The sequence below is a fragment of the Pseudomonas sp. W2I6 genome, assembly GCF_030815935.1.
GTDB lineage: Bacteria > Pseudomonadota > Gammaproteobacteria > Pseudomonadales > Pseudomonadaceae > Aquipseudomonas.
Genome location: NZ_JAUSXJ010000001.1, coordinates 6,522,746 through 6,533,700, shown reverse-complemented (window position 1 = coordinate 6,533,700; position 10,955 = coordinate 6,522,746). Strand labels below are relative to the sequence as shown.

Sequence of the window (10,955 nt, the reverse complement as noted above, 5' to 3'; positions counted from 1 at the left end):
AACGGGGCGTTGAATTACAGGAAGAAATCCATGCGGAAGTAGATCGGCGCTTCGCGCTCGCTCATCACTGCCGGGCGTTCCAGGGAATGGGCAAAGGTCACGCTGGTGCTGACGTATTTGCCACGGGCGAACAACTCCAACGAGTTGCTCGAGACCCGGCCATGCACTTCACCGTTATAGCGGTCGTTGCTGATCACACCCTGGTCGTAGCCGACGCTGGCGCCGTATTCGGCAAAGGCCGGGCGCATCCAGTCCCAGATCACCGGGCGCGCCCAGCGCACGTCGTTGCGCCAGTAGCCGCCGCTGTCGCCGGTGAGCTGCTGGTCTTTGAAACCGCGCACCGAGGCCGAGCCGCCGAGGCTCATGCGCTGGGGGCTGAACAGAATGTCTTCACTGCGTTGGCCGGTGGCCAGGCTGGAGAAACTGAACGACTCACCCCATAGCGTGAACGGCTGCAAGTAGCTGACGGTGGCGGTGTATTTGCGGTAGCGCGCGTTGGGTAGGCGATTGCCGTACTGATCGCGCTCGTTTTCAGCTTGGGCATCGAAGGCGCCGATACCGTTCTGCATGCCCAGGTCGAGGTTGACGAAGGCATTGCCGATGCGGCGGCCGTGGTTGATGCCCAGTTGCAGTTCACTGAGGCGGTTGCTGCTGGGCTCGGTGCGCACGTCGAGGATGTAGTTGTTGGTGCGCAGGTGCGACAGGCCGACGTTCACCGAGGTCTTGCTCACGTCGTCACGATGGATCACCCGCTCGGCGCGCAGTTGGTGGTTTTCGTTGTCGCCGTTCTGCTTGAATTTAAAGTCGTTGGTTACGCCAAAGGTGCGGTAATCACTCTCGCTGTAGGTGTAGCTGAAGTTCCACCAGCCCCACGGCACGTTGTAATACAGCATGCTGTTTTTCGAGGTTTTCTGATGGTCGCTGACGCCATCGTGGCCACCGCGCAACACCAACTGGTCGGCCAGGCCCAGGGGGCTGTCCCACTCAAGGCCGGCGCCCCACTGCTGTTCGCCGGTACTTTTCTGCCCGTCGTTATTGCGCGACAGGCTGGCGCGCCAGGGCTTTTGCGGGACGTTCCTGACCTGCACTTCACTGCCGCCCACCTGGCTGCCGGGGGTCAGTTCCATTTGCGCCTGCTTGGACGGCAAGCGATTCAACTGGTCCACCAACTGCTCGATTTCCCGCAGGTTGAGCTGCTCGCCGACCTTGCCGGGGAAGGCCATGGCCAGCTCGCGCGGGGACAGGTTGCTGCCGTCGGCGCCCTTCAAGCCTTCGAGCTTGCCTTCCACCACCAACACCTGGAGGTGGCCGGTGGAAAGGTCCTGCTGCGGCAAGTAAGCACGGCTGGTAACCATGCCTTTGTCGATGTAGTAGTCGGTGATCGACTTGAGCACTTGATTGAGCTGGGAGACACCCAGGCACTGGCCGATATACGGCTTGAGCAGGCGCTCGCGGTCCGGTGCAGGCAGGCTGTCGGCACCCTTGAGTTCGATGTCTTTGATCGGGAAGCAGCGGGTGTCGGCCGGGGTGGCAGGCGCTTGGGGCTTGGCTTCTTTGCCGGGCAGTTCCTTGAGGTCTTCAAGGCGCCGGCGCTGTTCTTCCAGCAGACGGTTTTGCCGGTCGCGGATCAGGTCCTGATCGCCAGGCGTGGGCGCAGCCGTCGCACTATTGAGTGCGAAGCAAGTCAGCAGGCAAACGCCCAGCAGCAGCCGAGTCCGTGGCAATAATAAAGACATGTTCGATCCGTCGAAAAAGCGGGGGCCGGCAAACTAACATCGAACTTCCGGTGGGCCAAGATTCTGGCTTAGTGGGAAGTTATGTTTAACAGGCATATAAGCTGCTGATTATTAACAATAAATAAATCATGCAACGTTTAATTGCTTGCAATTGGAATTTTTATTCCGACAAGCGGTAACAGTTTTGATACACCTCCAATGGTGGCGCTTACAATTGCCATTACTTGGCCATCAATGCGGTATCAAGACTGGTTAGTAGCCAAAAGATGAGAAAAGTTCGCGGTTATTTTGTGAATTGGATCCCATTTTTCGATATCCCGGTTAACCAACCTCCTTGGTCCGCTCCTGCCCCGCCACCAACTTCAACCCTGGCCGCTCCACATGCCGGGACACATGGGCTGTCACTTCCTGCACACCCCCCTTCGTGGTCGTTATGAATCACCAGCACACCCGGGCGGCGCAGTTGCTCCAGGTCACCTTCCCCCAGGCTGAAGCTGTCGCTCAAATGCTGGTCGCTCAAGGCCTTGGCCGCCGAGCGCCGCTGGGCAAAGTGCTTGCCACGTCGCTGCTGGTAGCGTGCCCAACTGATCAGCACCATCGCGTTGAACACGGCAATCCACAGGTAGATCTGCAAGGTATCCAGCGCCGCGAAAATCGGCGCATCGATCCGCGGGCCGCCGTGGCTGTCGAGCATCGGCACCAGCCCGCGCACCAGCAGGATAATCAGCCCGGCCCAGGCCAGCAGGGTCAGGAATACGTCGATGGCCCACATCACCGGGCGCTGTTGGGTTCGGATCAGATTCATGGTTGCACATCCGTAGTGGGGGCTTTGATTCCGCGATCCGGGCTGACCCAGCGCGCGCGTTTCTGGTGTTGGCGGAACAGCACTTTGGGGAAGCTGACCAGGGTGGTGAACAGGCTCACCAGCCAGAACACCAACGGGTACCAGACGGTCCAGAACAGGGTTTTCCACAGGCCCTTTTCATAGCGCCGGTCGATCATGATGCTCACCGCGAACTGCACCAGGCACACCACCGCCAGCAGCAGGCCGGTGAAGGCCGGCGGCATCAGCGAGTCGACGGCGATGGCGGCGGGCAGCGTCACCACTTTGCCCACGGCCCAGAAAATCACCGAGAGCAAAAAGGTGAAGGCCCAACCGGTGGACAGGCAGTACTCGAACAGCAACGGCCACAGGTAGCGATGGCGCCATTGCCAGATGCCACGAATATTTTTGAACAGCACTTCAGCGCCGCCCTGGGCCCAGCGCAGGCGTTGCTTCCACAGGCCGCCGAGGGTTTCCGGCATCAGGATCCAGCACAGCGCGCGGGGCTCGTAGAAGATGCTCCAGTGGTCCAGTTGCAGCTTCCAGCTCACGTCGATGTCTTCGGTGATCATGTCGGTGCTCCAGTAGTCGACCCGGTCCAGGGCCGCCCGCCGAAACGCCACCACCACGCCGGAGACGGTGAAGATCCGCCCGAAGACCCGCTGGGTGCGCTTGATCAAGCCGATGATCGAAGAGAACTCGCCCACCTGCACCCGGCCGATCAAGGTGGAGCGCGTGCGAATCCGCGGGTTGCCGGTGACCGCCCCCAGGCGCGGGTTGTCGAGCATCGGCGCCACCAGGTACGCCGCGGTGTTCGGCGAGAGCAACGCATCGCCGTCGATGCACACCAGGTATTCGCTGCGCGCCGCCACTGCGCCCATGCGCAGGGCCACGGCCTTGCCCTGGTTTTGCGCCAGGTGCAGCACCCGCAGGCGCGGCTCTTTCAGGGCCAACGCATCGAGCACGGCGGCAGTGTTGTCGCTGGAGCCATCGTTGATCGCGATCACTTCGATGTTGCGGTATTGCTGGGCCAACGCGGCGCCGATGGTCTCGGCGGCGTTGTCGCCTTCGTTGTAGCAAGGGATCAGGATCGAGATCAGCGGCTCGCCGGCGAGTACCGGCGCCGGCGTGTCATCCGCCCACGGCCAGTGGCGCTCCCAGTGCAGCCAGAAGTACAGGCCGCCGGCGATCCACAAGCCGGACATGAACAGTGGATAGAAGAAGACGAAGTCCATCAGGAACTGCCCGGTGACCAGAAAGATCAGGCCCAGGGGCACACCCAATACCAGCGACAACACGATAAGCGCGAGGATTCTGTCGAACATGAGTCAAGGATTCCACTGGTTGGAAAGGGCCGGACGCACGGTTTTCAGATCCGGCGAATTCTCCAGGAAGTTGTCGGGGTAGTAGCCAAAACTGGTCACGCCCTGACGCTTGAGCACGCCCATCCACTCGGCCATTTGTGCACCGTCCAGATCGGGGGCGGCCGAGGTGCGCCAGTCCTTGGCTTGCAACTCGAAGACTGTGCGTTGCAGCGCGCCGGGGCGGGCCTTGACGGTGGCCACGAGCTTTTCCAGCCAGGCGTTGGAGCCCTTGAGGTCCTGGCCTTCCATCAGCGGCATGGCCATCGGCGCAGTCCAGTCGTAGCTGGTGAGGAAGTCGTCGAGGTTCTGCGCGAACCAGGCTTCGCTGCCCGGGTTGAGCATCGGTTCGGCGAAGATATTGCGTGCGGTCTGCACCTGCGGGCCGCGCAGCGTGCGGACCTTGGCGGTCAGCTCATGGGTGAAGTCGATCAGGTAGCGGCTCTTGAAACGCGTCCAGCGCTGCATCACCGCAGGGTCGGCGCGCAGGGCTTCGATGGTGTCCGGCAGGCCATTGGCGGCGTAGGCCTTGAGCGCCAGCGGGCTGGCGTCTTCGAAGTCCGACAGCACCGCGTCGTCGTGGAACAGCACGCCGTCGATGGCACTGGTGCGCGCCAGGTCTTCGTAGATCTCACCGATGACCTGCCGCACTTTCGGATCGAACGGCGACAGGCGCTGGTACTGGTCCGGGTCGATGGCGACCTTGCCGGTTTGCGGGTCCCAACGGGTAACGCGGGGCAGCTTCGAATCGAGGGCGAAACTGAGCACCGGCATCCAGGCAAATACGTTCACGTGGGCCCGGGTGCGCAGTTGCCAGGTGACGCGGTTGAACAGGTCGGCGCGCACCGGCAAATGGCGGTTGGGGAAGTACAGCGAACGCACCAGGCCATCGCCCTTGGGGTCGGCGAAAGCCTGCAGGAACACGGTGCTGGCACCCATGTCGACCACGCGCTGGATCAGTTTGTCGAGGTTGCGCACCTGCTGTTCCGGGTCCGGGTCGTAGACGTTGTCCAGGTCCACATGCAGCACCCGCAGCGGGGCTTCAGTCTGGGTCGCGACGATGGCGTTGGCGTAGTGTTCGCCGTCCGGGTCGGAGGCCACCAGGAAGCGCGGGCTGCTCATCAGGTTGCCGAGGCTGTCGAGACCGTCTTCCAGGGTCAGGGCCATCTGGTAACCCTGCTCGCCCACCACCGCCAGCGAGGTGCCATCGGCAGCGCCGTAAGGCCACACCCACACGCGCGGCGCCTTGCCGGTGACGGCGCGGATCTTGTTGGAGATCGCCGTCACGTCGGTGCGCATCCGCGCCTGGAACTGGGCTTCGGTTTCGTAGCGATGGGTCGCCGGGTCAAAGCGTCGGGTGGTGGCGGCCGGTTGCAGGTTGCCTTGTGGGTTGGCCAGCACGCCCTTGTGATTGGCGTCGGTGTGCGCGGCGATTTCCACCAGGCCGGACTGGGCGATTTCGCGCACCTGCTGCCAGGTCAGGAAGTCCGAACGCGGCCGAGGTGTACCGGCGAAGTCCACCGGCTGGTTCAGCGGCGTATCCACCCACGAACCCACCGGCGCCAGCAGCGCGTGCCAGTTGTAGCTGCGCAGGATCGGCATCACACGGGTGTAGAAGCTCGCGTAGCCGTCATCGAAGCTGAGCATGATCGCCTTCGCCGGCAACTCCGGGCCGCCGTTGCGGGCCGCCAAAATCTGGTCGACGGTGACGGGCTGGTAGCCGTTTTCCCGCAGCCACGCCAACTGCTCGATCAAACGTTCGGTGCGCACGGCCACGACAGCCTGATCGGGGTCGCGGTCCTCGATGTCGTGGTAGGCGATACCGAGGAAATGGTTCTTCGGCCACGCCGCTTCGCTGGCAGGCTTGAGCCGCTCGGCGGGTGGGGTGAAAGGTGCGGGTTGCTGGGCGCAAGCGCTGCTCAGCATTAACCCCAGGGCCAACAGGCAACGGGACAAGACGGGCATGATCGGACTCTTCTAGAAGCGGTAGGTGAGGTCGACGATCAGGCGCAGGTCGCTTTCGCGCTCACCGTCATAAGGTCGGCTGATCCAGCTGAGGTTGGCGCCGGTTTCGAGCACGTCGTTCCAGCGAAACCGCTGGCCGTAGCCCACCAGTGCAACGCCGCCGGTACCGTAGTCGCGCTGGCTGTAGGTGCCCGCCCCCACCTGGAACTGCTGGCTCCACTGGGTTTCGTAGCGGTGGTAGAGCACGTGGTTGACGGTGGCCGTGGGCAGCACGCTGAAGTCCGAGCGCGGGTTGAAGTACGGCGTGTCTTCCTTGGTGTTGCGGCTGGTGCCGACTTCCAGGCCCAGGTCGACTTGCACCCCCGGCGAGCTGTACACGCCCTGGCGACCGGTGAGCAGCGCTTCGAGGCGGTTGTTGCCGTCGCTGAAGTGGGACGGGCTCAGGGCCAGTTTCCATTCGCGGCTTTCGTTGGCGCGCCAGCGGATAAACCCGCTGCCGCCGTTGGCAGTAATGTCGGCATTCAGTGCCCGCAGCGGGGTGCTCGCGGAGAGGTAATCGAGACTGCCGCCGTACTGCCATTGGTCATTGATGTCGCGGGCAATCGCGATGCGTGCGCCCTGCTTGGCGCCAAAGCCGTAGGAGTGGTTGGAGACCTCGGCTTCGAGGGTCATGTCGCGGGTGCGCCGCTCTACACCGAGGCGCTGCCAACGGTGTTGGCCGGTGCCTTCTTCGAAATCGGCGGTGGCGTAGCCGGCCCCGCCGAACACGCGCCAGTCTTCATCGATGGGCGGGCTGTAGAGCAAGGTTTCGATGCCGAAATCGCGGCTGCCGGACACCGCGCCCGCGCCGTTATCGCCGCCGCCGTTGCTTTTGCCGGTGTAGGCCTCGACGCGCAATTCGGCCATGTCGTGCACATCCCGCAGGCGGCTGAGGCGCTGTACCTGGCGGTTGTCCGGGGCGCGGTCGACCACGTCGTCGGTGAGTGCATCGAGTTGGCGCCACTCCTGCAGATCGAGGGCAGTGTGGCCTTGGGAAACCTCCAGGCCGATGTCGCGCGGGGCCTGGGCTTCGGTTTCCTTGAGGGTGTTTTCGGCGCGCCGTGGCCAGTCGCGGGCACGGTACATATCGGCCTGGGCCAGGCGCAGGCCAATATTGCCGGGGGCCTGTTGCACCAGGGCTTCCAGGCCTTTTTCGCTGGCGGGCAGGTCGGCGCCATAGGTGCCGGCCTGGGCGGCCAATTGTTGGGCGTCCATCCAGGCGTCGTTGGGGTTGCCGATGGGCAAGCCCTTGAGCTCGACCCGGGGTTTCTGGGTGCTCGCCAGGTTGTCGGCGACTTCGCGGGCTTCCACCACTTGATCGTTTTCGAGCAGGGCGTAGAACAGCGCGGTGCTGTCTTCGACGTGATCGCCGGCGTCCGCATCGCTTGCCGCCAGTGCCTGGCGATACAGCGGCGCGGCCTTTTCCGGCTGGCGCTGGTCGAGGTAGGCGGCAGCGACCCAGCGCAGGGCGTAGGTCGGCAGTTGCACGCCTTCGCCCTTCAGCACTTCGTAGTCGCGGATCACCTCGGCGGTGCGCGCCCGGGCTTTCAGCGCGCCCAGACGGTCGATGCGCCAGCGCACCACGTCATCATGGGCGTTGGCATCCGGTGTCCAGGTGGTGAGCAGTTGGTCGTAATCCTTGAGGGCACGGTCGGCGATGACGTACCGCTCTTTTTCACTGCGGGTCGCGAACTCGGCCATGCGCACGCGCTCGGCGGCCAGGTCGCCTTCGAGGCGGCGTTGGGTGACCGGGTCCAACAGGCCAGGGCGCCGGGCAGCGAGGCGCAGGGCCGGTTCCGGCAGGCGCGCACGTTGCAGGGCGACGATGTATTCGCGGGCGACTTCAGGTTTGTTGCCGGCACGCATGAACGCCTGGTCGAATTCGAACAGCGCGTCATAGGTAGAACCGGCACGGGTCAGTGCGTAACCCAGGGCCATGCGGCGGTCGGCGTCGTCGGGCTTGGCGGCCACCAGGGCGCGGGTGCGCTGCACCGCTTCAGCGGTCTGGCCGGCGTCCGCCTGGGTCAGGGCCAGGCCGAGTTGCAGGTCCGGGTTATTCGGCTCGCGCAGCAACGCCTGGCGATACACGGCAATCGCCGGTTCCCAACGCTGCTGGTTGCGATAGGTGCGGGCGACGGTGGCCAGCGCCTGGGTGGTGAGGGTGCGTGAGCGGCCCTGGGCCTCGTAGACCGTCAGCACCTCGGCGTCCTGGCGCGCCCAGCTGGCAATCAACAGGTGATCGCTGACCTGCCCCGAGGTCTGGCGCTCGGCGGGCATTTGGCGCAACAGGTTGAGGGCCGGACCATAGTTGCCACTGCGGGCCTGGTTGATCAGCGAATCATAGGCCGCATCGGCCGATGCCACGACGGGCCAGAGCAGTTGGCTGCACAGGGCCAGGCGGATAAACGGATGAATATTACGCGACATGTCGTCAGCTTCCTCACCAGGGAAAGCTGTAGCGATAAGTTCACCTGCACGACACTCCAGGCGGCCGGCATCTGATGACGCGGCCAAGCTTTCCCGGGGCGCAATATCCTTGAGGGGGGTACAAAAAAGGCCAATTCAGAACAATTGTTCAGAATTGGCCTACATCATTTTGAGCCGAGTCTTATTGAGCGCCGCTGACCGCGCCGAACTTGCCCAGCACAAAACCAATGAATTGCTCGACGGTCATTTTCTGGCCGTTGAAGGTCACTTCATTGTTGGCGTAGTGCAGCTTGGACACGATATCGGTACCCACCAGGGTCGCCAGTTGAGTACCCACGGCCATGCCGCTGATCATCTCGCTGGCCATCTGGGATTGCTGCTCGATGGCTTTCGGGTCGGTCACACCACCGATCTGCGCCTGCAGGCCGGCAACGTCCTGGATCATCGGCTTGGACAGGGTCAGGTTGGCGTCCAGCAGCGCAACGATTTGCTTGCCCAGTTCAACCGGCGGCAGGTCCATGCTCGACGGCTTGGCGAAGTCCGCCACCAGGTTGAAGCGGCTCTCGCCATTGGTGGTTTTCAGCGACAGGTTTTCTACCGCCACTTGCGGCTTGGCAGCCAGCAGTTGGTCGACGTTGGCCTGGGCCAGGGTCTGCTCGGCTTCGGTCAGTTGCAACTCAGGCACGGGCTGGCCAGCAGCGGCAGCGGCCTGGGCCGGCTGTACTTTTTCCTGGTAGAGCTTGGTCAGTACCAGCATCGACGGGATGTCGACGTTCTTCATGCTGACGGCCATGGCCGCCGAGCCCACGGGCTTGCCCTGGTAACCGATCTCGTCGATCTTGTAGTCGACGCGGCCGGCCAGGTTGTTGTCCTTGGTTTCGCTGCTGTCTTTCTGCTCAAAGTTCTTGAGAGTCAGCACTGCTTGCTGCGGGCCGAAGGTGACCTTGGTGTTGGTCAGCTCGACGGTGTTTTGCCCGGTGTAGAAACCGAAGGTGGTTTTTTCCAGGTTGCTGGCGATGGTCAGGCCGCTCAGCTCCGCATCCAGCTTGGCGTTGTTGGCATCGATGACCGAGACCTTGAGGCTGTCCATGTAGCCGCTGGCCTTGACCTTCTTGCCTTCGGCGGTGGAGTCGAAATCGAGGTTGGCGCCGGAGAAGCTCACGGCCGACTTGTCGTCCTTGAGTTCCAGGGGCAGCAGTTCAACGTTGCCGGTCACCGAGCGGTCATAGCCGATGTTGGCCACGCCTTTGAGGGGCGACACGTCCTTGCTGGCAGCGAACCATTTTTCGGTGGTGGGGTTTTTCTCGAGTTCGTAGTGACTGGTGGCCATGACCGGCAGCCACTTCAGCGACACCAGGCGCGAGAACGGCAGCGGGCCGTGTTCGATATGGTCGACGAACAGCAGTTCGGTGTCCTGATGATTTTCGCCGAACACCGCGCCCTGGGCCTTGAGGCGATAGTGGGCGGTGCTGCTGAACAGCTGACGGTCGAGGGAGACCAGTTCGAGGGTCACAGTGCCGTCGACACCGGCCATGGAGGTCTGCAGTTCCTTGTTGGCGTCCTGGATGGCGGTTTGCAGCACCGGCTCCAGTTGCTTGCCGGTGTACCAGGCACCGCCTGCGCTGATTGCACCAATGGCGACGACGATACCCAAGAGAACGACTGCTGGCTTATTCATGTAGTGACCTGATCAAATCCTGTGAAGTGGGCTGTCTTCCCTGAACCCCGAAGGGTGTCGGCTCAAGCCCGCCGAAATCCGGGGAAGATTAGCATTGGCTGGCGTATGCAGCCCAATTTTTCAATAGGCGCAGACTTCAGCGCTGAACGGTAAAGTGCCTTCGCGAGCAAGCCCGCTCCCACATTCGACTGCATTCCAAAGATGGAACTCGATCGAATGTGGGAGCGGGCTTGCTCGCGAAGGCGTCAGTACAGACACCACAGATTTCAGGAATACTCGGTTTCGATCTCATCAAGTTGATGGTCGAAGCTCTTCAGCCGTGCCGTCCACGTATACACCAGCACCTCAAACTCACGGTGAATCACCGCATTGCCCGGCGTATCCGACTTGGGATCATAAAAATCCAGCTGGTAACGCTCCCGCGCCATCGCAGTGGCCACGTCGGATAATTCCCGGGCGTTATTCAGCCAATGCCGTCCGTCGGCGACTTGCCGATCAAGCATCACGCATTGTTTTTTCAGGGCTTCGAGGCTTTTTTCCAGCGGTGTGCCGGTCAGTTCGCCCATGACTTCCTGGAAGGTGCGCCCCGGCTGCCAGTAGCTGCCCCAGAAGTAGCGGTCGAACACCGTCTCGACCCGGCGCAGGGCAACCTTGGTATCCCAGATCGCCACGCGGGTCTTGCCTTGTTCGAGCAGTCTTCGCTTGATTCGCTGGCCCTGGTAGGAGGCCCAGGCCACCACGCCGATGGACAGCACCGCGATCAGCGCGCTGGCGCTGTCGAGGAACACCATGGCCTTGTCGATTTGATGGGCCAGCATGATGCCGTAGAAGTAAGTCGCCGATAGCAACACCAGTGCGAAGAACACGCACCAGAAAGCGGGAGCATAAGGGTTTTTCATTATTGGAATCCCCATGAGCAAACGCGA

6 protein-coding genes and 1 pseudogene are annotated in these 10,955 nt (G+C 62.7%); all 7 read right to left on the bottom strand.

Annotated elements, in window-relative coordinates:
* Window positions 1-14: 14 nt before the first annotated feature.
* The gene (locus QF039_RS30240; protein WP_307522180.1) at window positions 15-1,736 is read right to left on the bottom strand and encodes a ShlB/FhaC/HecB family hemolysin secretion/activation protein; all 1,722 of its coding nucleotides are present in this window, start codon (window positions 1,734-1,736) and stop codon (window positions 15-17) included.
* Window positions 1,737-2,057: 321 nt separating this feature from the next.
* A pseudogene (gene pgaD / locus QF039_RS30235) lies at window positions 2,058-2,541 on the bottom strand (poly-beta-1,6-N-acetyl-D-glucosamine biosynthesis protein PgaD).
* The gene (gene pgaC, locus QF039_RS30230) at window positions 2,538-3,884 is read right to left on the bottom strand and encodes a poly-beta-1,6-N-acetyl-D-glucosamine synthase (protein ID WP_003218180.1); all 1,347 of its coding nucleotides are present in this window, start codon (window positions 3,882-3,884) and stop codon (window positions 2,538-2,540) included. The pseudogene pgaD and the gene pgaC overlap by 4 nt, the downstream one beginning before the upstream one ends.
* A gap of 3 nt (window positions 3,885-3,887) precedes the next feature.
* Window positions 3,888-5,885: a poly-beta-1,6-N-acetyl-D-glucosamine N-deacetylase PgaB gene (pgaB, locus tag QF039_RS30225; RefSeq protein ID WP_177051516.1), complete on the bottom strand. Its 1,998-nt coding sequence runs from the start codon at window positions 5,883-5,885 to the stop codon at window positions 3,888-3,890.
* 12 nt (window positions 5,886-5,897) lie between these two features.
* Entirely contained in the window at window positions 5,898-8,351 is a 2,454-nt protein-coding gene (pgaA, locus tag QF039_RS30220; protein WP_307522176.1) for a poly-beta-1,6 N-acetyl-D-glucosamine export porin PgaA, read from the bottom strand.
* Window positions 8,352-8,532: 181 nt separating this feature from the next.
* Window positions 8,533-10,029 (bottom strand): YdgA family protein, encoded by a 1,497-nt coding sequence (locus QF039_RS30215; RefSeq protein WP_023659325.1) that lies wholly within the window; start codon window positions 10,027-10,029, stop codon window positions 8,533-8,535.
* Between the two features lie 266 nt (window positions 10,030-10,295).
* Window positions 10,296-10,928, bottom strand: coding sequence for a hypothetical protein (locus tag QF039_RS30210; protein WP_003218188.1), 633 nt, complete (start codon window positions 10,926-10,928; stop codon window positions 10,296-10,298).
* Window positions 10,929-10,955 lie beyond the last annotated feature (27 nt).